Origin of the sequence: Leptolyngbya sp. AS-A5 (genome assembly GCF_039962495.1) — a bacterium.
GTDB lineage: Bacteria > Cyanobacteriota > Cyanobacteriia > Leptolyngbyales > Leptolyngbyaceae > Leptolyngbya.
The window spans coordinates 102,191-128,645 of the sequence record NZ_JAMPLL010000006.1 but is presented as its reverse complement, the minus strand read 5'-3'; the positions used below and the strand labels follow the sequence as shown (position 1 = coordinate 128,645).

The window sequence follows — 26,455 nt, the reverse complement described above, 5'->3', positions numbered from 1 at the left end:
TTACTGCCACCCTTTGTATTGGCTCACGTTGTCTCGCGTAATCAACTGCACAGGGATTTGAATATTAGGATCGGCGGGTCTTTGACCGTTTAAGATGTCATTGCCGACTTGCACCGCTTTCTGAGTCATGCCCAATGGATTTTGGGCAGCGGTCGCGACAAACAAGCTGCTGTTGTCTTCGATCGCCGCTTTCGCTTCCGGTGCGCCATCTACTCCGACAATAAAGAACTCGCTGCGTTTTGCTTGTCGGGCTGCGAGTTCTGCACCCACCCCACACGGATCATTGATGGCAAAGACCGCATCGATTTTAGGAAACGAGACCAGCAAATCACTCATCACCCGTAATCCACCGTCCCGGCTCCCTTCGGCGTTTTGATCTTTAGAAAGAACTTTAATTCCAGGATATTTTGCAAAGATCTTTTCACAGCCTTCAACGCGATCGAACACCGATTGCACCGGCGGACCGTTCACAATCACCACATTCCCTTTGCCTTTTAAGCGATCGGCAATGTATTGGCAGCTTAGTTCTCCCGCTTGCAGATTGTTCGAGGTAATGGTTGCATCGACTCCACCGCCAGCCCCCGTATCTACGGCAATTACCACCGTTCCAGCTTGTTTTGCTTTTTCAACCGCAGGCGCAATTCCTTGACTATCTGCAGCATTAAGAATGATCAAACTGGTGTTGGCTGCAATAAAGTTTTCAATCTGGTTGAATTGTTGGTTTAAGTCATATCCCGTCGAAACCACGGTTGTCCGAACTCCATCTCCGCCGATCTTTTGCGCTTCGGATTGTGCACCTCTGCCCATCAATACAAAGAAAGGATTACTCAGATCACCAACGGTTACAGCAACCGATCGCAGCTTTGAGTTTGCGTTGTTCTGGTTGGTTTGCTGAGTCGATGAACACCCAACTAAAACACCGCTGATCAGCCCCAAAGCGCCTACCGCACCCAAACCACGGCATAACGCTCTGTGAAATCTATCCACGTTCTTTTCTCTCCCATAAGCAACTGAATGAGAGTCAACTGAATCTAAACCTGCATACCATCGCGCAAATTTGGCACGATCGAACCTGTCTCAGTCTTTCAGAACTTCATGCCTGAATGATGCGAGGGATTGAAGCGGACGACATAAAAATCGCGCTGCTACAAAGAATCATGATTAAATCAGTCTTGAAGTGAAGTCGTCTTGAGAACAGCGTTTCAATAAAGCGAAGAATTGCAATGGTTTTTGCAGAGATGTATTCAAATTGAATTCCTAACTTTTATCGTGCGCTGAACTAGAAATTCGACACATCCATCTAACTGTGTACGGCTAAGGATAGATTAAAAGAATGAGTCAGCAAAAGTAGCCCTGGCTGCGAATTTGCAGCTTTATTGCGTTTGATTGCAGCCAGAGGGGTTCGTAAAATGTAACCTAAAACACTAAGCTTTCTTTACCCAAAGCGATCGTGGCATCAGACAATGAATCGTCTTCGCTCCCGGTTCAATTCGTCCGATTCGCGCATCCATCGCTAAACTTGCCAGCGCATAACTATCCAACATCGATAGCTTCCTCAATTGCGCAATCTGCTCGATCATTTGCATCGAAGCAAGGTTCATCGCAGTCTGCACATCGGCATTTGTCGCCGTTGTGACATAACTATCGCGGGTGTCTTGCGTTGGGTTAGGAGCGCGTTTCGGGCCGGCTTTCTTTGGCAACATACAGTAAGTGCCCTTCACCTGATTAACGATCTCAGCAACCTGGCAATCGCCGTAATTGTTCATGAACTGCTGTGCTTCTTTGCTCGATATGCGTTTCCAGTCTGAGACAAATTTCACCGTTTGTTCGTTCAGCATATCAACGGCTTTGTTGAGATCGCGATCGTATCCCAAAGTAATCCAGTGAGTTGGTGTTTCAATCCGAGGAAATGAGAGCGGCGTTTTTTTGATCACTTCGATCGTCATATTCAATTCACTAAACGCACTCTCGATCGCGGTTAAATTCACTTCTCCATTTCCTTGTGCCGCATGAGAATCGCCCGACCACAACAATGCGCCCTCGACAAACACAGGCAGATAGATTGTTGTTCCCTGCACCAATTCGCGACAGTCCAAATTTCCCCCATGCGCCCCTGGTGGAACCGTACTATATTGACCGCTTTCTGCTCTTGCAACCCCAAGAATTCCGGGGAACGGACGCACGGGAATCTCAATTCCCGGTAAAAATTCCGTCACACCCCGACCCAGATCGAGATAGAAATGCTTGACTTGCGCTTCAGTGAATTTGTCCGGGAACTGTCCTAATTTCAGATTGCCAGGAAGGTTCCAGTTCGCGCCATAGCTGCGGGGAACAATCCGATTGATCCGCACCTTCAGCACATCACCGGGCATCGCTCCTTCCACGAAAATTGGGCCTGTGACGGAGTGAGGGCCACGACCCGGATAATCGACACGGAGTTTAGTAATTTGTTCGATCGACGATCCTGGCAAAATCTGGTTCAGCGATGCCATCATCGTTTCCATCACGACGGTATCACCGGATTTGATGCGAGCGCGAGGCGGTTCTGCATTGTTAAACCAACCCCACTGCGCCGTTTCATCGTTCGCGGGTAAAAGATACACGCCGCCCTGATATTGACCGACATAACCTTGTCTCAGCGCATTGATTTCAGGACGCTTAGAAGGTTGATTATCTTGAGCGTTTGCTTTAGAGAGCATGGATACGGCGGCAGCACTTGCAGCACTACCGATTAGAAAATCTCGACGCTTGGGCATATAGAAATAATGGGTCAGGTCGGAATTCATTATTTCCTACGGGTTCGCTATAAAATGTGACATAAGCTACTGTTTACACGGTTGGCAGGTTGGGCAGAAATGCGCCGATCGTCCCGCCAACTTTACCCGCTCGATCGTCGCTTCACAGTTGCGGCAGCGATCGCCATCCCGCCCATATACCCAAGCAATCCCGCCATAGTTGCCATTCACCCCCGACACATCGCGAAAATCGCTAAAACTCGTTCCTCGCGCTGCAATGCTATCTTTTAGCACTCGAATGACATTCGCTCGGAGTTTGGAGGCTTGTTCGATCGATAACTCACTGCACAAAGTTGCCGGATGAATGCCACTGAGAAATAAAGCTTCATCCGCATAGATATTGCCAATTCCCGCAACTAAGGCTTGATCAAGCAGTGCATTTTTAATCGGACGCTTCCGGTTTTTTAGCTGCTCGTAGAAGTAGAGATCTGAAAAGTTATCAGAAAATGGCTCATGTCCTAATCGCTGAAGTCCCGTAATAATCGTTTTTGGGTCGCGATCGTCCTCGACGTGCCACATCTGCCCGAACGTGCGCTGATCCACAAACCGAAGCTCTCGATCGTGATCAAAAAACAGTCTTACTCTCGTATGTTTCTGCAATGGGTCTGATTGTTTCACCCACAAAAGCTGTCCAGTCATTCGCAAATGCACACCGAGCCAGCCCACCGGAGCTAATTTCGCCAAAAGGTACTTTCCGTAGCGCTGCCATTCTGCGATCGATAAGCCTTGCAATCCAGCGATAAACTGATCAGCGATCGGGTAAGCGATCGTGCGATCAAGTAACACGTCTCCCCCAACGATCGGCTGATTTAGCGTCACTTGGTTTAAACCCAATCGAACCGTTTCAACTTCAGGCAGTTCAGGCACAGCGAATACACTCGTAAAAGTCCATTCTAAAAAACTGAGCCAGCACCAACAGAAGAAAGGTACTGGCTCAAACTTAATTATCGCAGAGAAATTACTCTGCTTTCTTGGCTGCGGGTTTTGCCGCTGCCGCCGCTTTCTTTGCGGGCGGCTCAACTTCTTCGAGTTCGCTCAGTGCAAAGTTATTGGTGTTGACACCGCCAGCTTGACCACTGTAGCCCGTGTAATTGACCTTATCAAAGCGCACAATCACCGGATATTTGATGCCGCTTTGGTCGATCGAGGCAACGGTGCCGACATCGCGATACCAGTAGGACTCTTTACGCAGAATGCGGACTTTTGAACCACGTTGAACCATGACTGTTCTCTTCCTTTTGTTTTGAAAATTAACGAACTCAATCTATGCAAAAACACATGATGCCGCGTCAATTTTCCTCAATTTACTACGGGAGTTGAACCGAAGCGCGATCGCCGTTACGAGTTGAAACATTCTGATACAAATTCAGCCCAAAGCCACGTCCAGAAACATCATCAGCACAAATCCAATCATTACGCCTAGCGTCGCTTGCTTCTCGATTCCTAAGCTGTGCGACTCCGGAATAATCTCATCGCTGATTACAAATAACATCGCTCCGGCTGCAAAGGCCATTCCCCACGGCAGCACGATCGCGGCGATCGAAACGACCCCCGCCCCGATTAAACCTCCGATCGGCTCGGCAAGTCCTGTTAACAGCGCCACACCAAATACCTTTCGTCTGCGGTAGCCCTGAGCCAGAAGCGCGATCGCTACGACCAATCCTTCGGGAAAATTCTGCAAGCCAATTCCCAAGGTGAGCGCAATTCCATTCGCCACATCGCCCCCACCAAATCCAACTCCGACCGCTAATCCTTCGGGAAAATTGTGCAGCGTAATCGCAATCACAAACAGCCACACTTGACGTAATCGGCTTGCAGTCGCTCCTTCTGCCCCTTTAATGAAGTGTTCGTGCGGAAAGTAGCGATTTGCTAACCAGAGGAACGCACCCCCAAGCAGAATGCCACAAACAACGATCGCGGCTGCGGTTAGTTTGTTCTGCGTCAACTTCTCCGCCGCTTCAATGCCCGGAATCACCAGAGAAAAAGAAGTTGCAGCTAACATCACGCCCGCCCCAAACCCCAAGAGTGCACCCTGAGTTTGCGGAGTAATTTCCTTGATGAAAAAGATTGGGAGCGCGCCTACTCCGGTGCCCAATCCCGCGACTAAACTCCCCGCTAACCCCAAAAGTGTGACGTTATCCGCCATAAGTGCGACCCCGCCAGCTTTTCGGCTTTCGAGTAGAAGACAGGAAGATTCGGAAGACTGCGGCTGGATCAGCTAAAGGAGAGAGCCAGAATAACCAAGCACCTTTGGCAGAAGAACGATCGTAGGACTGCAAGACTGCCGCATTTAATCCAATTCGCATCGCGACCAATGCTCCATTCAATCCAAGGGCAATCAATGCAGGTAATGTTGTATGTCCAGAAGAGACAATCCAAGCGCTTACAATCAACAACGGAATCGGCAATGCTTGAACCAAGATCAAAAATGCTAAATCTCCCCAAACTTGCGCGGGTGTTGCAGCATCTTTGAGATCGAGCGATCGACCCCATTCATCCCAGGTTTCCGCCATGCCTTCGTACATTCGGACTTTCAGCACGTTTGCACCATCGAGAAAGCCCACTTTTGCACCCGTTGCCGCAATGTTACGAACGAGCGTGACATCATCGCAAAAGGAACCTTTGGCGCTAGTGTAGCCGCCCACTGTTTGAAGGAGCGATCGACGACAAAAGAAACACTGCCCGTTTGCCATCACCCGCTCTGGAGAGCTACCAATTTCACCCGCTGCCCCGAATCGATACACCAGCGTCATCAATAACGCAGGCTGAAGCCAAAACTCACCCGGATATTTGAGAATAAATCTCGGTGACAACGTGATCAGATCGTAGCCCTCAGTTGTCGCCGTTTCGAGCAAGCTACACACCAAACTTGGATGCGGAATCGTATCGGCATCAATTCCCAAAATCCACTCGCTGTCCGGCGAACTCGCCAAAAATCCGTTATGCAGCGCCCACGGACGACCGACCCAATCCGAAGGAAGCGGATCATCATTCATTAATCGAAATCGCGGATCAGTTTCTTGAGCAGCTTTAACCAAATCCGGCGTTTTATCGATCGATCGACTATCGACGATCGTAATCTCTCGCACTTCATACGTTTGGCGCGTCAACCCTTCGAGACAGGGTGCAATGCGCTCGGCTTCATTCAACGTCGGCACAACGACGCTCACCGCACCCAAAAAAGACGGATTCGGTAACTGAGGCTGAAGGGGGGAACGACGCACCGCACCTTTAAGCAACCGTGATAGCAAAATCGCCGCCGCCGGGATTTGAACCAGCAACAACCCAAAGAAAAATCCATCTTGAAACGCAAAAGCCTGGGAATCGACTAATCCCAGGCAAATCATTCCGGTGTGCAGCATAAAATTCGTCAACCCTTTAACCCCTTATCGCCTTGAATGATTACAAAAAAGAGATGCTCGATCGAGCATCTCTTCTCAATCTCTATTTTTGAGAAAGTCCGACCGAAACGGTGGGCACATCTCGCGAGACCGTCCCAGAAAGCGAAGCTTCGAGTCCTTGAGTGGGTCTACTCATCCACCAAAGACCGATCGCCGGAACAACTCCCAGCACAATGCTCATGCAGGTTGGAATCAAATAGCGCGAATCCAATTCTGCCACCGTAATGATCGCCCCAAATGCAAAGTTAATCAGGTAAACCACCAGCGGCACTGTCAATTGAGCGCGAGTTAAGTTTAGCGGCTTTGCTCTCCAGAACAAGGAAGCCACAAACATAAATAGCGCACCAGTTCCGAGCCAGCCCGTGACATTGCGATAAGGCATTCCAAAGAATTCGCCGACTTCGCCAAATTCCCAGAACGGATAAGGTGCCTGGCTCATTGCCGGATCAAGCACGAAATCCCATGCCGTTAACAGAACTGAACCCAGTGCGATCGCTCCAGTTAATTGCGCCCACATCGGTAACTTCAAGCTTTCTAAGCCTGCTCTTGCCAGTACAAAGCAGCACAAGCCGACATAGAACCACGAGAGCGGAATTGTGAATGGCACAAGTCCAGCAATCTTATAGCCCAACCCGCTCAAATAGCCGTATGCCCCAAAGGGAAACCCTGTACTTGTACCGAGTAATTCGCTTCCCAAAGATAGAAACACCGCAGGCAACATAAAGGTGAGCCAGTGCCGCATTCCGAGCGTTCGGTAAGCATAAAGAGCTACCGTAATCGCGCCGAGCAGAATATACCCCACACCGCCATTTGCCATGCTCCAACCGAAAGCAGATTGCCCGATCTCCGGGAGGGAAGCGATAAATTCTGGATTGGGCAGCACCAGTAATAATCCTGCTAATCCAAAAGCCAGCGCCAACGTATGTCCCACCAAACACAGGCGCTCCACAGTAACCAGTTGCTTCATACCGTTTCCTCAGAAAATATGGCACTTATTTTGCCTGATCATACAGTTTACAAATCTTCAGGCTCATTCTTGCGTTTCCGATGATGCTTTTTTAAGATTTCCGTAAAAAAGATCGCTGCATTCGGTTGAGGCACGATCGCGCCAAAACTTCAGAATCATCCGAAACGTCCTTCTGATTAGTGATAGATGATCTGTTGCTAATTTTCTTCCTTTACAATCTCTTCAGGATCTCCAGTTCCTTGCTATGATCCCCTCAATCTCTTCACATTCGGATTGAATGGCTCAGATTAATAGTGCGTTCACCCTCTTTTTGAGTTTGATGGTTGAGGCAATGCCCTTTTTGCTGCTGGGGGTATTGTTCTCTGGATTGCTTCAGTTTTTTGTGGATGAAAAGAAGCTTGTCGCAATTCTGCCAAAAAATCCGTTTCTAGGCGCGTTTGCAGGCAGTTGTATTGGATTTCTGTTTCCGGTGTGCGAATGCGGCAATGTGCCCGTGGCGCGGCGGTTAATGCTACAGGGTGCGCCGATATCGGTGGCGATCGGTTTTCTGCTGGCGGCTCCGACGATTAACCCGATCGTCTTTTGGGCAACTTGGACAGCATTTCGCGATCAGCCGGAAATTGTGTTCTATCGCATCGGGTTTTCGCTGGTGATTGCCACGATGATTGGCTGGGTGTTTAGCGCTCAGAAAGATGTGCGCCCCCTGCTGCAATCGAGCGTTGCATCCTATCTTTCTCGCAAACTAGATCCGCCTAAATCCTCGGCTTCACCGTTGTTGCAGTCGGGGACTTATTTTCTGGGACAGTCGAGCAAGCCGCTGATTACTGACCCGATCGAGCTGCAAACCGCCATGGAAAGCACCATTTCAAAACCCACTAGCTATCGCCTGAGATTGCTGCTCGACAACACGCTTCAAGAGATGCGCGAGTTGGGCGGCGTTTTGGTTTTAGGAAGCGCGATCGCGGCGATTTCGCAGGTGTTTGTGCCGCGTGAAATTATTCTCGGCTTGGGTCAGGATAATGTCACCTCGATTCTGGCAATGCTGATTTTGGCGGCGGTGGTTTCGATCTGCTCAACGGTTGACTCATTTTTCGCGCTGTCGTTTGCATCGACGTTTACGAGCGGATCGCTGGTTGCATTTCTCGTCTTTGGCCCCATGATCGATCTCAAAGGTGTGGGATTGATGCTGTCGGTGTTTAAGGCGCGAGCAATTCTCTATATTTTCGGATTGGCGGGATTGTTGACGTTTCTATTTTGCTTGTTTGTGAACTTGTATATCAGTTAATGATGTCTAGAATTCCTTGGCATATTTTGATCCCGTGGCTGGATCTGTTAGCGCTGATGGCTTGGGGTTTGGCAATTCTCAAGTTCTGGTTAACGAATGAATTATTTCTGCTGATCCATCCAAATTACAAGATTTTGACGATCGCAGCCGGATTCTCGCTGCTGGTGATTAGCGGTATCAAAGGCTTTTTTGTCTGGAAAGCCAGTCGAAATGCGCGACCGATTCCGAGCGATTTGCCGCATATCACGCTGTTTCCGCCAGGGCTTAGTAGTGCATTGTTGTTGGGGGTCGCGATCGCCGGATTGATCATCACGCCGCGCCCGTTTACGAGTCAGACGGCAATCGATCGCGGCGTGAATGATTCGATTACGCTGACGCGAGTTCGACCGCAAACGTTTCGCGCTTCGGCTCGGACTGAGGATAAAAGCTTGATTGACTGGATTCGGACGCTTCAGGTGTACCCAGAGCCCGATGCTTACGCGGGGCAAAAGGCGAAATTGCAGGGATTTGTGGTCGTCACACCGGAATTGTCCGATCAGTATTTCTTGCTGACCCGATTTGTGATTACGTGCTGCGCGGCGGATGTTTATCCGGTGAGATTACCGGTGAAGTTGACCACGGGGTCGCGATCGGACTACAAAGTTGATTCTTGGCTCGAAGTCGAGGGTCAAATGACTACAGAAACTTTGGCTGGCAAGCGCCAATTAGTCGTTCAAGCAAGTTCAATTAAGCCAATTCCAGAGCCGAAGAATCCTTACGATTATTAGCAAACGGGCGGGGAGATGGTAGTTTCCTCGCCGATGCTCGATTATTCCACTTCGCCGGGTTCTAGAATGCGCTGGAACAGGTAGCCCGTTCCGCGTGCCGTCAGAATCAGTTCGGGGTTACTGGGGTCGTCTTCTAGCTTGGCGCGGAGGCGAGAAATGTGGACATCCACGACGCGGGTATCGACGTGGCGCTCAGGTGTGTAGCCCCAAACTTCCTGAAGAATTTCTGATCGCGAGAACGGTTCCCCAGAGCGACTCACCAAGAGTTCGAGCAAACTAAACTCCATTCCGGTTAGCCGGATGCGTTCGTCGCCTTTATACACTTGGCGCTTGTTTGTATCGATGCGGATGCTGTTGATGTGAATCACACCAGAACTGGGAATTCCGGTGACACCTGTTTTATCCACGCGACGCAGAACCGATCGAATGCGGGCTTCGAGTTCCTTGGGAGAGAACGGTTTCACCACATAATCATCGGCACCGAGTTCGAGTCCGGTAATGCGATCGGCGACATCCCCAAGCGCGGTCAGCATGATAATCGGCACATCAGACTCTTTGCGGAGTTCCTGGCAAACCCCGTAGCCGTCGAGCTTCGGCATCATCACATCGAGAACCACTAGATCTGGATCGGCATTGCGGAAAGTGTCGAGGGCTTCTTCACCGTCTGCTGCTGTCACCACATCGTATCCAATCATCGACAAGCGAGTTTCTAGAATGCGACGGATGCTGGCTTCATCGTCTACAACCAGAATCTTTTCTTTATGACTTTCCACAGTTTGTAATGCTCCTTGAAGTCAAATCTGTAGTCGTTAATTTTTTCAACTTTTATTATGGAGATAGTAGCTCACTTTTTAATTCTCAGGCTATCAAATCCTGATTATGGCTGAGCTTCAGGCTTTCTTAAGCTTTACGAAAGTTCACAAGTAATCTATTCTTTTAAGTTTTGCAAATGCCTAAAGTACGATCGACGTTTGTTTGCAACGATTGTGGAGCGGAATTTTCTCAACATTTCGGTCGCTGTCCGTCTTGCTCGACCTGGAACTCCCTCGAAGAACAGGTCGCTCGTCCGGCAACTCCGCCCGCAGCGATGGCTCAGATTACACGGATACGCGGCACGAATGGCAAGAGTCGATCGAATACTCCTGCCCAAGCGATCGCGTCGCTAAAGCTAAACGAGATTTCTGATCAGGCTCAAGATCGCCTTGCATCGGGATATGTGGAACTCGATCGCGTGTTGGGCGGTGGGATTGTGCCCGGATCGCTGGTGCTGATTGGCGGCGATCCGGGAATTGGGAAATCGACGCTGCTGCTTCAGACGGCAAATCGATTGGCGACGCGCTATCGAACGCTGTATGTCTGTGCGGAAGAATCGGGACGACAGGTGAAATTGCGGGCGCAGCGATTGGGCGTGGGGAAAAAGGCGACTCCTGAAGAAGCGGAATTGATTGAGCCATCTGAGGAGGGCAGTCTTCATCTGTTGCCAGAGATTGATTTGGATACGATTTTGACCGAGTTGGAATCACTGAAGCCGAGAGTGGCGATTATCGATAGTATTCAGGCGCTGTACTACAGTGCGCTGACTTCGGCTCCCGGATCGGTATCGCAGGTGCGAGAGTGTACTTCGGTTCTGATGCAGGTAGCGAAACGGCAGAATATTACCCTCTTCATCGTTGGTCACGTCACCAAAGAAGGCGCGATCGCAGGCCCGAAAGTGCTAGAACACCTGGTCGATACGGTGCTGTACTTTGAGGGCGATCGCTTTGCAAGCCATCGATTGCTGCGATCAGTGAAAAATCGCTTCGGGGCGACACATGAAATCGGCGTGTTCGAGATGGTCGATCAAGGGCTACAAGAGGTGCTCAACCCGTCGGAGTTGTTCTTGGGCAGCCGAGAAGATGCCGCATCGGGGACGGCGACGATTGTCGCTTGTGAGGGTACTCGTCCGATCGTCGTGGAGTTGCAGGCGTTGGTGAGCGCGACGAGTTACAGTTCGCCGCGTCGATCGACCACGGGAATCGAGTACAACCGATTGCTGCAAATTCTGGCAGTGCTGGAAAAGCGAGTCGGTATTCCCTTATCGAAACTGGATGCTTATGTTGCCTCGTCGGGCGGTTTGAATGTAGCTGAGCCTGCAGCAGATTTGGGTGTAGCGGTGGCAGTGGCGGCAAGTTTTCGCGATCGTATCGTTGATCCGTACACGGTGTTGATCGGGGAAGTTGGGCTCGGCGGACAGGTGCGCCCGGTTTCTCAGACCGAATTGCGATTGAAAGAAGCCGCGAAACTGGGATTCAAAAAAGCGATCGTGCCTAAAGGTGCAAATTACGGGGATGTAGGGATGGAAGTAATTCCGGTGGCGCGGGTGCTAGATGCGATTAGTGTGGCGCTGGCAGGAAGTCGGACACGACAGGCAGAGGAGCATGAAACAGAGGAATAAAGAAAGCTCTGCCTCAATGAGGCAGAGCTGATTCTCTAAAGGAATAAAAGCGGCATCGACAAGCTAGGGTGATGCAAACCCATGGCTTTTGTCAACGATCGATACCCGGACTTGCGAAAGCTTGCCCTTTTGAGCGATTTCTAGCTTTCGCAAGTCCGGGTTCACCGTGACTGATTACTCAAAGCAAAGCTTGAGGTTATTTGCCGATGACCGCTTTCGCACGCGCCACAACGTTCTCCACGGTGTAGCCGAATTTCTTCATCGCTTCACCGCCCGGAGCCGAAATTCCGAAGCGCTCAATGCTGATCATGTCGCCTTCTGATCCCATGTACTTCTGCCAGCCAAAGCTCGAAGCTGCTTCTACAACTAAGCGCTTTTGATCCGCTTTCGGGAAAATCGTGTTTTTGTAAGCTTCATCCTGCTCCTCAAACAGTTCCCAACAAGGCATTGATACCACGCGAACTTTGTAGCCTTCAGTCCGTAGCTTCTCAGCCGCTGTAACACACAAGCTGACTTCGCTTCCGGTTCCAACCAAGATGATGTCCGGCAGGTCGTCGCTACCCGAGAGAATGTAAGCGCCACGGGATACAGCATCGATCGAGCTGCCATCCAGGTTCGGCAAGGCTTGACGAGTCATTGCCAGCAGCGAAGGCTGATCGCGGCGCTCCATTGCGATTTTGTACGCGCCAGAGGTTTCGTTACCATCAGCAGGACGGAAGACCAGCAGGTTCGGGATGGCGCGTAACGATGCGATCGTTTCGATCGGTTGGTGCGTTGGGCCATCTTCACCCAAAGCCACTGAGTCATGCGTCATGACATAAATGACTTGAGCTTGCGACAGTGCCGACAGACGAATGGCTGCTCTCATGTAGTCTGCAAACACCAGGAAGGTTGCACAGTAGGGAATCAGCCCTGAACCGTGTAGCGCAATGCCGTTACAGATTGCGCCCATTCCATGCTCACGGACTCCAAAGCGGAGGTTGCGGTTTTGATAAGAGCCTTTCTGGAAGTCGCCGAAGCCTTTGAGTAGAGTCAAGTTCGAGTGGGTTAAGTCGGCAGAACCGCCGATTAATTCAGGAACGACAGGCGCGATCGCGTTTAGAGTTTTCTCAGAGGTTTGACGAGTAGCTAAGCCTTTGTCTTCGGGATTGTAGGTCGGTAGGCACTTTTCCCAACTGTCCGGAAGTTTGCCGCTCAGCATCCGCTCAAATTCTGCGGCTTCTTCGGCATACTTCGATTTGTAGTTTGCAAACGTCGCATTCCATTCGTCTTCGAGTTTTGCGCCGCGATCGATCGCTTTGCGCCAGTGGTTCAACGCATCTTCAGGCACAACAAACGGTTCGTGATCCCAACCGAGATTGTTCCGCGTTGCCGCAACTTCATCGCCACCCAGTGCCGCACCGTGAACGCCTGCGGTGTTGGCTTTGTTCGGAGAACCATAGCCGATCGTCGTGCGAACTTTGATCAAAGTCGGTCTACCGGTTTCCTGCTTCGCCGTTTCGATCGCTTCTTGGATCGCTTGCAGATTGGTGTCACCGTCGGGAACGACTAAGACTTGCCAGCCGTAAGCTTCAAAGCGCTTGCCCACATCTTCCGTAAAGGAAACGGAGGTATCACCGTCGATCGAAATGTGGTTGTCATCGTAGAGTGCGATCAGTTTACCGAGTCCTAAGTGTCCAGCGAGTGAACAAGCTTCACCGGAAACACCTTCCATGTTGCAGCCATCACCCAAAATCACGTAGGTGTAGTGGTCTACGATCGTCGCCTCTGGCTTGTTGAACTTCGCTGCCAAGTGCGCTTCCGCCATTGCCAATCCAACCCCGTTGCAAATCCCTTGACCGAGCGGACCTGTCGTGACTTCTACACCCAGGGTTTCAAAGTTTTCCGGATGTCCGGGAGTGCGCGATCCGAGCTGACGGAACTGCTTGATGTCTTCGATCGTCACGCTGTCGTAACCTGTCAGGTACAAGAGCGCGTATTGCAGCATCGAACCGTGACCCGCCGACAAAACGAAGCGATCGCGATTAAACCATTTGGGATTTTTCGGGTTAAACCGCATGAACTTATCCCACAGCACAAAAGACATCGGAGCTGCACCCATCGGCAAGCCTGGGTGTCCGGATTTTGCCTTTTCAACTGCGTCGATCGCTAAGAAGCGAATCGAATTAATGCAAAGTTCTTCGAGTGACTGGGCTGCAACGACCATGATTTCTGTTAAGAATGAACGACGATTGGGCAATAACGGAAGAATTCGGACAGAACGCGAATACCTGTTTCCATTATGAAGAATGGTAGGCAAAACTACCTAATCAGAAAAAGCTATCGGAACCTGCTATTCGATAACAGCCTCCTAATAATCCTCGATAACGGTAGACACTTCAAGCTCAGGGCACAAACTTTTTGAATGCCAGTGTGACGTTGTGTCCACCAAAACCGAAGGAGTTTGAAAGCGCCACGTTGACAATATGATCACGGCTTTGATTCGCCACGTAATCTAAATCACACTCTGGATCAGGCTCAACTAAGTTAATCGTGGGAGGAACGCGATCGTGCTTGATTGCCATTACGGTTGCGACCGCTTCGATTCCCCCAGATCCGCCGAGTAAGTGTCCGGTCATCGATTTGGTTGAGCTGACGAGAATTTGATGAGCGCGATCGCCAAGGGCAGTTTTGATCGCCATGGTCTCGTTTGGATCATTCACGGGTGTACTTGTGCCGTGAGCGTTGACGTAATCAACTTGATCCGGGGTTAATCCGCCATCTTTGAGGCAGAGCTGCATTGCTCTGGCGGCATCTTTTCCGCCGGGAGTTTGGCTGGTGATATGGTAAGCATCGCAAGTCACGCCGTAGCCGACGATTTCCGCGTAGATTTTGGCTCCACGGGCTAGAGCGTGTTCCATTTCTTCGAGCAGAAGAATGCCTGCCCCTTCACCGAGTACGAAGCCATCGCGGTCTTTGTCAAACGGACGGCTAGCGTGAGCCGGATCGTCGTTGCGGAGGGAGAGCGCTTTACAAGCGGCAAAGCCAGCAACCGCAAGCGAGGTCACGGCAGCCTCGGTTCCGCCGCAGATCATCGCCTGAGCATAGCCGCGTCGAACCCATTGAAAGGCATCACCGATCGCGTTTGATCCGGCAGCGCAGGCTGTCACTGAACAAGAGTTCGGGCCTTTCGCACCGATTTGAATCGCGGTTAAGCCGGCAGCCATGTTCGCGATCATCATCGGAATCATGAACGGGCTACAGCGATCGGGGCCTTTGGTTAGATTAACTTCTTGCTGATCTTCCAGCACTTTCAAACCACCAATGCCCGTTCCGATCAACACGCCGACCTGCTCGGCGTTGAGGTCGTTGATCGTGAACTCGGCATCTGCCAAAGCTTGCTTACTGGCTGCGATCGCGAGTTGACAGAAGCGATCCATCCGCTTGGCTTCTTTGCGATCCATATATTGATGCGGGTCAAATCCCTTCACCTCAGCCGCAAAACGGCAATCGTGCCGGGACGCATCAAACAGGGTAATCGGGGCAACGCCATTGCGCCCGCTCATCAAACCGTCCCAGAACTCAGAAAGCGTATTGCCGATCGGCGTAACTGCACCAAGCCCTGTGACCACAACGCGCTTATTTACCGAATTTGTCATGATGTCCAATAAAGAAAGGGAGTAGGGAGTTGGGAATAGGGAGCGGGGGGTGGCACATTGCGTCTCCCGACTCCCGACTCCCGCTCATTATGCGGTTTCTGCAACTCTGCTGCTGATGTAATCGACTGCCTCTTGGACAGTGGTCATCTTTTCTGCCGCTTCGTCGGGGATTTCGATTTCAAATTCTTCTTCGATCGCCATTACAAGCTCAACGACATCGAGCGAATCGGCACCGAGATCGTTCTGGAAGTTTGATTCCGGACGGATGGTGCTGGGATCGTCGATGCTCAACTGTTCTGCGACGATCGCTTTGAGCTTATCAAACAATTCTTGACTCATGATTCCTCTTGGGTTGCAGCAGCAACAAATCTGACTAAACGAAAAATCCACTCCTCCGTTGTTCTGTCATGGCAAAGATTGCTGGCTGCTGTGCACCCAACAATTTGAGCTTGACAATACGGTTTTGAGCATTTTTTCATCTTACCCCGTAAGAATCTCGTTTCAGCTTTAAAAGAGAGACACAAGAGCGATCTTATTTCAGTCCTTGATGAGCAACGTTGTACGCGATCGAGAGTGAGATTTAGAGCGATCAGTTAGGCGTCGATTGCTTTTCCTCAGATGCTGAAAATTGACGCGCTAATTTCTGATGCTGGTGGAATTGGTTCGCATCACTTAGAAGGTTAAGAGAAATTTAGAAGGTTAAGAGAAATTTTTAGAATGCAAAGCTGTGCATCAAACGGCAATAAAACAATACAGATTTCTGGGACAAAATCTATCCTAAAGCGTAATTTTTGAACCACGGCTTCCCTTACAACTGTTGAAGTTGACCAGATGCAGGTGGGAATGATTTCAGATCAGCCGATCCAAAAAGATGTTGAAGAGAGTTTTATTTTTCCAGCCTCATTTGCTCAACAGCGCTTATGGTTTATTGAACAACTTTTGCCGGGAGCCTCTCTCTATAGTATCCCCCTGGTCTTTCGGTTGACGGGTGATTTAAGGCGATCACAGCTTCAGCAAAGCATCGATGCGATCGTTCGGCGGCATGAAATTCTCAGAACAACATTCGAGCAGGTTGATGGGCAGTTGCTTCAGGTCGTAGCTCAAGCCGCGCAAATCCCACTGAAATCTACTGATTTACGAACAATGCCTGCGAGTGTTCGCGAGAACATTGCAGTAGAGGAGATTTGGCAGGAGATTGAGCGACCGTTTGATTTGAATGCTGGGTCACTATTGAGATCGCGTCTTTGGCAGTTACACGATCAAGAGCATTTGTTTCTAATTTTGCTGCATCACATTATTTTCGATGAATGGTCGAGCGGCGTTTTAATTCGAGAGTTGGGGGAGTTTTATGCGGCGATCGTTCACGGTAAGCCTGCGGTCCTGCCAGAACTGCCTGTGCAATATGCAGATTTTGCTCACTGGCAACGACAGTATTTGCAAGGCGAGGTACTGACAACCCAGTTGCACTATTGGAAGCAGCAGCTAAAGGATTTACCTGCACTCAATTTGCCAAGTTCTATTTCTCGCGAGGATGAGCCACGTTACCGGGGGGCGAGTCAATTAATCGAGTTACCACAGCAACTATTAGACGCGCTGGAGGAATTAAGTCAGGAAGCGGGTGTCACGCTATTTATGACCTTATTGGCAGCGTTCCAAACTTTGATTTATCACTACACGGGACAGACAGATCTTGCGATCGGTTCTCCGGTTGCGAATCGCCATCAAAGCGAATTAGAGGGATTGATTGGCTTTTTTGTGAATAGCTTGGTGCTAAGAGCGGATTTAACGGGTGATCCAACGTTTCGAGAACTCTTAGATCGGGTGCGGAAGGTGACATTAGCTGCATATGCTCATCAAGATTTGCCGTTTGAAAAGCTAGTTGAAGAACTCCAGCCAATTCGGAACTTGGGGCAGAATCCACTGTTTCAGGTTGTATTTGCGCTACAAAATACGCCGATGGAACAATTAGTGTTACCCGGTTTAGTGTTAAGTCCAGTGGATTTAGAAACAAAGACTTCGCGCTTTAATCTGGAAATTTATCTTTGGAAGTGCGGTGATAACTTTCGGAATCTATGGGGTAAAGACTGGCAACAGACAGACGGATTACGCGGCATCCTTGTTTACAACACTGATTTATTTGATGGCAGCACGATCGCAGCTCTGCGCCAGCATTTTCAAACGCTATTAGAAAGCATTGTTGCAAACCCAGAAACTTGTTTGTCTGAACTATCCTTGTTAAGTGTTCAAGAGCAAGACGCATTACTCAAGCATTGGAGCAGTCATCGCTCTCATTATCCTGCAAGTGTCGGAATCCATCAATTGTTTGAAGCACAGGTTAAACAAAGACCAACTGCGATCGCGGTTCAATTTGGTGATCAATCATTCACCTATTCAGCTTTAAATCAAGGAAGTAACCAGCTAGCGCGGTACTTGCAGCGCTACGGTGTGCGGGCGGGAATGCCTGTTGGAATCTGTTTAGAGCGGGGAATTGAAGCGATCGCAGCAATGTTAGCTGTGCTAAAAGCGGGGGGTGCTTATGTGCCGCTTGATCCAAGCTATCCATCAGAGCGATTGCAGTTCATGGTCGAAGATGCGGGAATTGCAATCATTTTAACCCAAGCAAGTTGGGCAGAGCGATTTGATCGAACTAGAGTGATGTGTTTAGAGCAGGAGTGGAGCGCGATCGCTGAAGAATCGGATGAAAATTTATCCAATGCTTGCACAGGAAATGAGCTTGCTTATGTGATTTATACTTCTGGTTCAACTGGAACACCCAAGGGAGTAATGGTGTCCCATCGCAGCGTTAATCGATTGGTGTGTGATACGAATTACATTGAGATAGAACCGAACGATCGAATTGCACAGGTAGCAAGTTTGTCCTTTGATGCAGCAACCTTCGAGGTTTGGGGAGCATTACTGAATGGAGCGCGATTAGTTGGGCTAGAGCGAGAGAGTACCCTTTTGCCGACTGATTTTGCGGCTCAATTGCAGCAGCATCAAATTAGCATTCTGTTTCTGACAACGGCATTGTTCAATCAAACGATTCGTCAGATTCCCGATGCTTTCCGTTCGCTCAAATTCCTATTATTTGGGGGCGAGATGGCGAATGTGGAGTGCGTACGATCGCTGCTGCATCAAGGAAAACCTCAACATCTCATGCATGTTTACGGCCCGACAGAAAACACCACGTTTTCAACCTGGTATGAAGTGCAAAGCGTGTCAGAGAATGCAACTACCATTCCAATCGGTCAAGCGATCGCCAATACTCAGGTCTATCTATTAGATGCAAGGCTAAATCCAGTTCCCGTAGGGGTGAGCGGTGAGATTTACTTAGGGGGTGATGGTTTAGCGCAGGGATATCTCAACCGCCAGGAATTGACCGCAGAAAGATTTGTTCAGGTTGGAGACTTGAGGCTTTATCGGACGGGCGATCGAGCGCTATATCGTCCTGATGGCAATCTTGAGTTTTTGGGGCGAATGGATGACCAAGTTAAAATCCGAGGATTTCGAGTTGAGTTAGGTGAGATCGAGGCAATTCTCATACAGCATCCGAAGGTACAGACCAGCATAGTCACGGTGCGGGAAATAGACCACGATCGCCAGTTAATTGCTTACATTGCTTCTCAAAGCTCTGAAGAGGTAACGGAGAAAGAGCTAAGAGCATTTCTCAAAGCTAAAGTACCTGCTTATATGTTGCCTGCTGGGTTTGTAATGTTAGATGCGCTGCCTTTGACTGTGAATGGCAAAGTTGACCCCAAATCATTACCTCTTCCGAACTTCAGCAGCATAAAAGAAAATAGTCTGGTGCTTCCCGCAAACTCATTAGAAGCATCACTGATTGAAATCTGGATTCAACTGCTTGGGCGCGAACAGATCGGAACTCAAGACAGTTTTTTTGAGCTAGGGGGGCACTCATTGTTAGCGACTCAGCTTGTTTCACGCATCCGCGATCGATTTCAGGTTGAACTCCCCTTGCGATCGGTATTTGAAGCGCCAACGATCGCGCAATTAGCCCAAAGAATCGAAGCTTTAGGACAAACCAATTCGTGCCATCGTGAGGAAATTGAACTATGACGAACCGAACGATCGCTGAATTGGTGTCTTATCTTCAGAGTTTAGATGTTCAACTATCGATTAGGCATGATCATGCTGAAGTTCGATTGCGCTGTAATGGTCCAGAAGGAACTTTAACAAAAGAGTTACGCCAGGAATTAGCTGGGCGTAAAGCTGAAATCATTTCGTACTTGCAATCTACTCAATCCGCTCAACTCAAAACTCAAGTATCTCCTTTATCGTTTGCTCAGGAACGATTGTGGTTTTTGTACCAACTTGCGCCTAATAATCCGTTCTACAATGTGCCTGCTGCCATTCGCCTGAAAGGAACTGTGAATCGAGCGGCTTTGGAGCGATCGTTTAATGAGATTGTGCGCCGCCATGCTGCCCTTCGTACTCGATTTGCTGTGGTTGACGGTCAACCCGTTCAAGTCATCGAACCGGATATCAAAGTTGATTTATCAGTGGTGCAGCTATCCAACGTCACAGCGCGTGAACAGATGAGCCACCAATTAGCGACGACTGAGGCACAGCGATCGTTTAATCTCGCAACGGATTCACTTTTACGAATCACACTGCTGGAGTTTAGCTCAACAGAAGCAATGCTGTTGCTCACCCTGCATCATATTGTTGCAGATGGCTGGTCGCTGGGTGTGCTGGTTCAAGAATTAGCGCACTGTTACACCGCGTTTGTTGAGGAACGATCGCCAGGGTTACCACCCCTACCGATGCAGTACGCCGATTTTGCTTGCTGGCAGCGCAACTGGTTGCAGGGAGAAATTTTAGAAAAACAACGATCATACTGGCTGAAGCAGCTACAAGATTTACCCGTACTGAATTTACCGAGCGATCGCCCTCGTCCTACAGTTCAAACCTATCGTGGCGCAACTTATCCTCTGCAATTTTCTCTAGAGCTGACTGAGCAATTAGAAGCTCTGAGTCAGCAAACTGGAACTACTGTGTTTATGATTCTGCTTGCAGCATTCCAGACATTGCTACATCGATATACAGCGCAAGAGGACATTGCGATCGGTGTTCCAATTGCAAATCGTCATCGCAGCGAAGTAGAAGGATTAATTGGCTTTTTTGTGAATAGTTTAGTGATGCGATCGGATCTGTCTGGCAATCCAACATTTCGTGAACTATTGGAGCAGGTTCGCAAGGTCGCATTAGAAGCTTATGAACATCAGGACTTACCGTTTGAGAAGTTAGTCGAGGAGTTAGATCCAGAGCGGGATCTGAGCCGTAATCCTTTGTTTCAGGTTGCTTTTGCACTCCAGAATGCTCCGATGCAATCTTTAGAATTACCTGGATTGACCTTAGAACCTGTACCCTTAGAGTCAGCTAGTACGCGATTTGATTTAGAGGTTCACTTGTGGGAACCTGCACACGGATTACGCAGCTTATGGCGATCGCAAGCAGGCTTAAGCGGATTTATTTCCTACAGCACAGATTTGTTTGATCGCGATCGCATCAGTCGTTTAGTTGGTCATTTTCGAACCTTGCTTGAAAGGGTTGTGGCGAATCCTGACGATCGCCTATCTGATCTCCCTTTACTCACTCCTGTAGAACACCAGCTTCTAGCTCAGTGGAACCAGACTGAGAGCCAACTTCAGAACGATCAATGTTTTCATCAAATCTTTGAAGCACAAGTACAGCGCGAACCCAACGCAATCGCACTTGTTTCAGAGCAAGAAACGCTCACTTATCAACAGCTCAATCAGCGAGCCGATCGCCTCGCACAAACTCTCAGACACCTGGGAGTGCAAGCCGATTGTTTAGTGGGATTGTGTGTCGATCGTTCTGCCAATCTGCTGATTGGGATTCTCGGAATTCTCAAAGCGGGAGGAGCCTATGTGCCGCTCGATCCAAACTATCCCCACGATCGACTCCGCTTCATGCTGATGGATACTCAGGTTTCAGTTTTGCTTACACAGTCTTGGCTGATTGATGTTCTCCCTGAATCATCCGCAAAGATTGTGTGTTTAGATCAACCGCTTCCACTTGATGAAGAGTGCGCGATCGCTTCTCCCCCAACGCCCGATCAGCTTGCTTATGTGATTTATACCTCTGGCTCTACAGGCACACCTAAGGGAGTGCTTTTATCGCATCGAGGATTGTGCAATGTGGTTGAAGCACAGCAACGAGTGTTTCATCTATCTCGCAACAGTCGAGTTTTGCAATTTAGTTCCTTGAGCTTTGATGCCTCCATTTTTGAGATTGCTTTAGCACTGGGTTCTGGCAGCACACTCTACCTCCCGTCTAAGTCTGCTCAGCTACCGGGAATCGCTTTGATACGCTATCTACAAGACAATGCGATTACTCATGCTTTATTAACGCCAGCCGTCTTAGCTGTGTTGCCGTCGGCGGATTTGCCTGCGCTTCGGGTGCTGATTACAGGGGGAGAAGCTTGCTCTCAGCAGGTTATCGATCGCTGGGCAGTCGATCGCTTGTTCTTTAATGCGTATGGCCCCACCGAAACCACAATCTGGTCAACTGTTGCCGAACTTCACCCCGGCGATCCTCCCCTGTCGATCGGTCGTCCGATTGTTAACACGCAAGTTTATCTCTTAGATACCCACCTCAATCCGGTTCCTGTTGGCATTCCAGGCGAATTGTATATCGGCGGTGTAGGGCTTTCTTGGGGTTATCTCAATCGCTCGGAATTAACCACAGATCGATTCATACACAAAAAAGACTTGAGACTCTATAAGACAGGCGATCGTGCTTGTTATCGCGCGGATGGTTCGATTGAGTTTCTTGGTCGAGTCGATGATCAAATCAAAATTCGAGGATTCCGGGTTGAACTCGGTGAAATTGAAGCCACTCTACAGCGTCATCCTGCTATCCAAGATGCAGCCGTTCTCGCCTCTGGAGCAACGTCGAATGAGATGCGGTTAGTTGCTTATTTTAGTTTAGATCTTCAACAGTTACAGCAAACATCGCTTCAAACTCAACAAGTCGAGCAACAGGTCGAACAATGGCAAACGCTCTACAACCAAACCTATCAATCTCCAGCCTCTCGTTTTAACATCACAGGCTGGAACAGCAGCTACACCGGAGAGCCAATTCCTCCAGAGCAGATGCAAGAGTGGATCAGCGATCGAGTCCAGCAAATTCTCGTGCTTAAACCAAAACGAGTGCTAGAAATCGGCTGTGGTACTGGATTGTTACTGTTTCAGCTTGCGCCACATTGTCAGAAATATGTAGGCACAGATTTTTCAAAAATTGCTTTAGAAGGAGTTCAGAACCAACTAGCAACACTTCCTCAAGTGGAGCTATTGCATCGAATTGCGACTGATTTTACAGGGATTGAGTCTGAATCATTTGATGTGGTGATTTTGAATTCGATCGTGCAATATTTCCCCAGTGTCGATTACTTAATGCAGGTGCTAGAAGGAGCGATTCAAGCTGTAGCACCAGGAGGAACTTTATGGATTGGTGATGTGCGAAATCTATCATTGCTCACTGCTTTTCATGCTTGGATGCAATTTTGTAAAGCAGACGCAGGAATGGAGCGATCGACCCTGCAAAAGTTGATGAATCGATCGCGCTTTGAAGAACCAGAACTTGCGATCGATCCAACGTTCTTTTACGCATTACAAGATAGGTTTCCTCAGATTCGCTCTGTGCAGATTCGATTATCACGCGGGCAGCACCACAATGAAATGACTCAGTTTCGCTATAACGTTTTACTGCACATTAAAGCCAGCTTGATAGATGAGGCTCAACTGAAATCTCCTGCAATTCAATCCCTAAACTGGAAAATAAACTCAGTGAATGTCGAGAAGATTCAGGAAGTTTTAATTCAGACGCAGCCAGAAATCCTCATCATCCAGAATGTTAAAAACAGTCGAGTGAATGCTGCTGTTAGAACTGCAACTTGGTTAAGTCGTGGAAAAACACCAAAAACAGTCGGGCAAATGCGAGAACAGTTACAGGAATCGCCCGAATTTGCGATCGATCCTCAGGATTGGTACAGCTTAGAAGCATTACTGCCCTACACTGTCGAGCTTACCTGGACAACTGAAACAGAGACAGGTGATTATGATGTATCTCTGATCCGACAAGATATTGATGCTAAAACTAGCTCTCGTTCGGAAAGAATCAACTCATGGCAACAATACACAAATAATCCGCTTCAAGCTGAATTTGCGCGGCAATTGGTTCCTCAATTGCGCCAATTTCTCAAAGAAACCCTGCCGGAATATATGATTCCGTCTATCTTTTTACCGCTAGAAGCACTTCCAATCACAGTAAATGGTAAAGTCGATCGTCAAGCTCTACCCGCCTTCAGCGAAGAGATCACCCACAGCGCGATCGCTAAAAGTTCAACTCATCCTACAACTGCCACAGAAACAACCCTATTAGAGATTTGGCAAAATCTTCTAAGACTAAAGCAGATCACAATTCACGATAACTTCTTTGAGTTGGGCGGACATTCCCTGCTCGCAACCCAAATGACTTCTCGTGTTCGCGATGCGTTTGGGCTAGAGCTACCCTTAAAGAGCGTGTTTGAAGCACCCACGATCGCTCAACTCGCTCCCATTCTCGATACTTTACAGCAGCCCGCCTCAAAGATTCCGCCCTTAGTTCGACTCGATCGAACAGCTTTCCGCCGTCAACGATCGACTCCAGCCTCGAACATTCCCGACAAACCCTCTGTATCTTGGTCGCCCTTAGTCCCGCTCACACTCGGAACCAGCAAACAACCTTTCTTTTGCATTCATCCGATGTTTGGCGTTGTGCTGCCCTATCTAGAACTTGCAAATGCTCTAGATTGCGATCGCAGCTTTTATGGACTACAACCGTTGGGGCTGGATGGAAAAACACCACCGCTTAATCGAATTGAAGCGATCGCAGCTTACTACATCAAAGCAATCCAAACGGTTCAACCTGATGGAGCTTATCTTCTAGGAGGCTGGTCTTTTGGTGGCATTGTCGCCTTTGAAATGGCGCAACAACTCACCCGTGCAGGATATGAAGTGAAACTCTTAGCAATGCTAGACACCCCCGCTCCTTGCTATAAACCTTCCTTCTATCAAAGCCTGAAGTTTCTTTTAGGCACTGCACTTTGGTCAACCCTGCCATTTTTACTCGACTATAGTACCCTTGCGCTCGATCGACTACAAGCTCGAAATTCTTGGTTTTCGCGCTGGCAATGGTCTACGATTTTGCGCTTAATTCCCGAAGAAACTCGGCTCCGATTCCTAGAAGAATCTGCCATTCCCTCACTGCTGCGGATTGTTTATGCCAATGCTCAAGCGACCTATCAATATGCGCCTCAAGCTTATCCACATCGTATGGTTCTGTTTAAAGCGGCTGAACAGTCCGATCGCAATTCAATCGATCGCAATCTAACTGTAGGCTGGGATGCTCTAGTCAATGATCTTCAAGTGCATCAAGTCCCAGGTAATCACCTCTCTTTACTCAAACAGCCCCATGTGCGAACCTTAGCGCAACAGTTAAATCAATATCTTGTAGATTAAAGCCGTCGTGCAGCGCAATATTTACGGTCTTGATCCGATTGCGGCTCCTGCCAAGAATAAGCAAAATGACTAATCGCCGAAATACGCGGCGATAGCGATCGCAATGCCTCCATTTGCACCTCTAACGGCGGACGATTGCTAATCGATTCCTGCCAAACTCCAGCTAAAACAGGTTTTACCTCGGTTCCCGGTGCTGCCTGCGCTAACACGCGCTGAACCTGCTGCACAACGCACTTTGCATTCCCACAAGTTGCATAAGACATCGGATGCCATGCGATATTACGCGGAAAACGATCCCACGGCTGCAAGCGAGAATCATACCCCTGCCCGATCGTCTGATTGCCCTCTGGAAAAAACACCGCTCCTGCTGGCAGTCCTGCTTGTCGCACCGGATAGACCGCCAGATTGAGAAAATCAACCACGCCCTGCATGGCATGAGCCACACTCAACCGCCACAACTCTGCTTGCAAAACTCCGGCTCGCTGAGCCAAAGAGCCACGGGTTTCGATCGCGCCGGGAATGCGTCCCTGCCACATCGGACTTTTCTCACGCGGAAACAGCTTATCGACTGTCGCAACATCGCTGGCACTGATAAAGCCACGATTGATATAGCGTTTGATCAATTCCCGCCCTTTGTTATTCAAACCCCGATCGATTAGCGCTTGCCTCGATGCCTCTCCAAAAATCCACAAATCCTGCACGCTGGTTGTAATTGATTGTTTACCTCGACTGCGCGGATAGCGAATGTAATCAAACAGCACACCATCAGGCTTACGCTTGAGGACTTCTTGCATCATGCGGTAATAATCCTGTTTTGCTAGCAGGCTGTACGGGTCAATAAAGGCTTCATCCGGGTTCAATGTGCCTAAATCGGTACTCAGCCCCGCAACCGTATTGGCACGAAAGCTAGTCTGCCCACGACCATTACGTAACAAGGTCACTTGCTTTTCAGGCTTGATCGCATAGGTGTAGCCAAAGTTCATGCTAAACATCCAGGCATACACTTTTAAGCCACGATCGCGCCCTTTCTGAATCACCTGAGCTAACAAGTCAGCATTATTCGGAGATTGCACCATCGATTGCCATGCGGTTGGATTGTTCGCAGCAGGCAGCAACACTTGTCCGTTGAAGAATGTTTCAACATAAATCTCGTTGTAGCCGCGATCGATAATCCGATCTAATACCTCGTCGATCGCACCCGGTCGGGTATCACAGGCATACAGTCGCAACCAAATCCCCTGAGTTTTCAGCCAGTTCTGATTGCGACACTGCCGCAGTTGCTCCGCCTGTTGCCGAATTAAAGTTTGATAAGATTGCTGGGCTTCAGGGGTGCCATTCAGCGCTGCCCGGCGAGCCCCATCTTTCTGCCGGATTGCGTCTGTAGTTTGCTGGCAATAAGGTAGAAATTCCGCCTTAGCAACGCTCTGACATAGACCTTGGGCAACTAAACTGGTTGTAACGATCGCAAAAGCGATTCGGCTCCGAAGCCGACGAACGGAAACGAACATAAAGTCAGATTAATTCAACAGGTTCACAGTCATTCCAGAGTTTAGCGTTGAATTCAAAACTCTGAAGTAGGAGAATGGTCTCTTTATTTAGATGAAAGCCGCATGAGTTGCGATCGTT

At 49.1% G+C, this 26,455-nt stretch carries 17 protein-coding genes; 5 read left to right on the top strand and 12 right to left on the bottom strand.

What is annotated here, in order from left to right:
* From NC980_RS10190 to cruF, 7 genes are all read right to left on the bottom strand, one after another.
* Nucleotides 1-987 carry a substrate-binding domain-containing protein gene (locus tag NC980_RS10190; protein WP_190379049.1) on the bottom strand — a complete coding sequence of 329 codons (987 nt, stop codon included), beginning with the start codon at nt 985-987 and terminating at the stop codon, nt 1-3.
* Between the two features lie 437 nt (nt 988-1,424).
* Nucleotides 1,425-2,786, bottom strand: coding sequence for an acetamidase/formamidase family protein (locus NC980_RS10185; protein ID WP_242027163.1), 1,362 nt, complete (start codon nt 2,784-2,786; stop codon nt 1,425-1,427).
* A gap of 36 nt (nt 2,787-2,822) precedes the next feature.
* A complete protein-coding gene (locus NC980_RS10180) occupies nt 2,823-3,662 on the bottom strand; it encodes a DNA-formamidopyrimidine glycosylase (RefSeq protein WP_190379048.1) in 840 nt (279 codons plus the stop codon).
* 91 nt (nt 3,663-3,753) lie between these two features.
* Nucleotides 3,754-4,017, bottom strand: a complete 264-nt coding sequence (locus tag NC980_RS10175; RefSeq protein ID WP_190379047.1) for a photosystem I reaction center subunit IV — start codon at nt 4,015-4,017, stop codon at nt 3,754-3,756.
* 144 nt (nt 4,018-4,161) lie between these two features.
* A complete protein-coding gene (locus NC980_RS10170) occupies nt 4,162-4,941 on the bottom strand; it encodes a ZIP family metal transporter (RefSeq protein WP_190379046.1) in 780 nt (259 codons plus the stop codon).
* Nucleotides 4,931-6,169 carry a 2'-O-glycosyltransferase CruG gene (cruG, locus tag NC980_RS10165; protein WP_242027162.1) on the bottom strand — a complete coding sequence of 413 codons (1,239 nt, stop codon included), beginning with the start codon at nt 6,167-6,169 and terminating at the stop codon, nt 4,931-4,933. Before cruG ends, NC980_RS10170 begins: the two co-directional genes overlap by 11 nt.
* A 70-nt stretch (nt 6,170-6,239) precedes the next feature.
* Complete coding sequence (cruF, locus tag NC980_RS10160) at nt 6,240-7,163, bottom strand: gamma-carotene 1'-hydroxylase CruF (RefSeq protein WP_190379045.1); 924 nt, start codon at nt 7,161-7,163, stop codon at nt 6,240-6,242.
* 277 nt (nt 7,164-7,440) lie between these two features.
* Between cruF and NC980_RS10155 the strand changes: the two genes are divergently transcribed.
* Entirely contained in the window at nt 7,441-8,448 is a 1,008-nt protein-coding gene (locus tag NC980_RS10155) for a permease (RefSeq protein ID WP_190379044.1), read from the top strand.
* On the top strand, nt 8,448-9,215 hold the full coding sequence (locus NC980_RS10150; protein ID WP_190379043.1) for a TIGR03943 family protein: 768 nt from the start codon (nt 8,448-8,450) through the stop codon (nt 9,213-9,215). Before NC980_RS10155 ends, NC980_RS10150 begins: the two co-directional genes overlap by 1 nt.
* A gap of 41 nt (nt 9,216-9,256) precedes the next feature.
* On the opposite strand, the gene rpaB is transcribed toward NC980_RS10150, so the two are convergent.
* Nucleotides 9,257-9,988, bottom strand: a complete 732-nt coding sequence (gene rpaB / locus NC980_RS10145) for a response regulator transcription factor RpaB (protein WP_058997053.1) — start codon at nt 9,986-9,988, stop codon at nt 9,257-9,259.
* A gap of 176 nt (nt 9,989-10,164) precedes the next feature.
* Here rpaB and radA point away from each other — a divergent pair, with 176 nt between their 5' ends.
* The gene (gene radA, locus NC980_RS10140; protein WP_190379042.1) at nt 10,165-11,649 is read left to right on the top strand and encodes a DNA repair protein RadA; all 1,485 of its coding nucleotides are present in this window, start codon (nt 10,165-10,167) and stop codon (nt 11,647-11,649) included.
* Nucleotides 11,650-11,845: 196 nt separating this feature from the next.
* Here radA and tkt read toward each other — a convergent pair whose 3' ends face one another.
* The 3 genes from tkt to acpP all read right to left on the bottom strand — a co-directional run bounded on the left by tkt (nt 11,846) and on the right by acpP (nt 15,626).
* On the bottom strand, nt 11,846-13,855 hold the full coding sequence (gene tkt, locus NC980_RS10135) for a transketolase (RefSeq protein ID WP_190379041.1): 2,010 nt from the start codon (nt 13,853-13,855) through the stop codon (nt 11,846-11,848).
* Between the two features lie 178 nt (nt 13,856-14,033).
* Nucleotides 14,034-15,287, bottom strand: a complete 1,254-nt coding sequence (fabF, locus tag NC980_RS10130) for a beta-ketoacyl-ACP synthase II (RefSeq protein WP_190379040.1) — start codon at nt 15,285-15,287, stop codon at nt 14,034-14,036.
* A gap of 87 nt (nt 15,288-15,374) precedes the next feature.
* A complete protein-coding gene (gene acpP, locus NC980_RS10125) occupies nt 15,375-15,626 on the bottom strand; it encodes an acyl carrier protein (RefSeq protein WP_190379039.1) in 252 nt (83 codons plus the stop codon).
* Nucleotides 15,627-16,130: 504 nt separating this feature from the next.
* Here acpP and NC980_RS10120 point away from each other — a divergent pair.
* On the top strand, nt 16,131-19,361 hold the full coding sequence (locus NC980_RS10120) for a non-ribosomal peptide synthetase (RefSeq protein ID WP_190379150.1): 3,231 nt from the start codon (nt 16,131-16,133) through the stop codon (nt 19,359-19,361).
* Complete coding sequence (locus tag NC980_RS10115; protein WP_190379038.1) at nt 19,358-24,829, top strand: non-ribosomal peptide synthetase; 5,472 nt, start codon at nt 19,358-19,360, stop codon at nt 24,827-24,829. The genes NC980_RS10120 and NC980_RS10115 overlap by 4 nt, the downstream gene beginning before the upstream one ends.
* Here NC980_RS10115 and NC980_RS10110 read toward each other — a convergent pair.
* Nucleotides 24,826-26,337, bottom strand: a complete 1,512-nt coding sequence (locus NC980_RS10110; RefSeq protein WP_190379037.1) for a hypothetical protein — start codon at nt 26,335-26,337, stop codon at nt 24,826-24,828. The genes NC980_RS10115 and NC980_RS10110 overlap by 4 nt on opposite strands.
* Nucleotides 26,338-26,455: the final 118 nt, after the last annotated feature.

Excerpts from the sequence above, each read along its gene's own strand:
- NC980_RS10185 (WP_242027163.1), bottom strand. The coding sequence starts at position 2,786 with ATGAATTCCGACCTGACCCATTATTTCTATATGCCCAAGCGTCGAGAT.
- NC980_RS10175 (WP_190379047.1), bottom strand. The coding sequence starts at position 4,017 with ATGGTTCAACGTGGTTCAAAAGTCCGCATTCTGCGTAAAGAGTCCTAC.
- NC980_RS10170 (WP_190379046.1), bottom strand. The coding sequence starts at position 4,941 with ATGGCGGATAACGTCACACTTTTGGGGTTAGCGGGGAGTTTAGTCGCG.
- cruF (WP_190379045.1), bottom strand. The coding sequence starts at position 7,163 with ATGAAGCAACTGGTTACTGTGGAGCGCCTGTGTTTGGTGGGACATACG.
- NC980_RS10155 (WP_190379044.1), top strand. The coding sequence starts at position 7,441 with ATGGCTCAGATTAATAGTGCGTTCACCCTCTTTTTGAGTTTGATGGTT.
- NC980_RS10150 (WP_190379043.1), top strand. The coding sequence starts at position 8,448 with ATGATGTCTAGAATTCCTTGGCATATTTTGATCCCGTGGCTGGATCTG.
- radA (WP_190379042.1), top strand. The coding sequence starts at position 10,165 with ATGCCTAAAGTACGATCGACGTTTGTTTGCAACGATTGTGGAGCGGAA.
- tkt (WP_190379041.1), bottom strand. The coding sequence starts at position 13,855 with ATGGTCGTTGCAGCCCAGTCACTCGAAGAACTTTGCATTAATTCGATT.
- fabF (WP_190379040.1), bottom strand. The coding sequence starts at position 15,287 with ATGACAAATTCGGTAAATAAGCGCGTTGTGGTCACAGGGCTTGGTGCA.
- acpP (WP_190379039.1), bottom strand. The coding sequence starts at position 15,626 with ATGAGTCAAGAATTGTTTGATAAGCTCAAAGCGATCGTCGCAGAACAG.
- NC980_RS10120 (WP_190379150.1), top strand. The coding sequence starts at position 16,131 with ATGATTTCAGATCAGCCGATCCAAAAAGATGTTGAAGAGAGTTTTATT.
- NC980_RS10115 (WP_190379038.1), top strand. The coding sequence starts at position 19,358 with ATGACGAACCGAACGATCGCTGAATTGGTGTCTTATCTTCAGAGTTTA.
- NC980_RS10110 (WP_190379037.1), bottom strand. The coding sequence starts at position 26,337 with ATGTTCGTTTCCGTTCGTCGGCTTCGGAGCCGAATCGCTTTTGCGATC.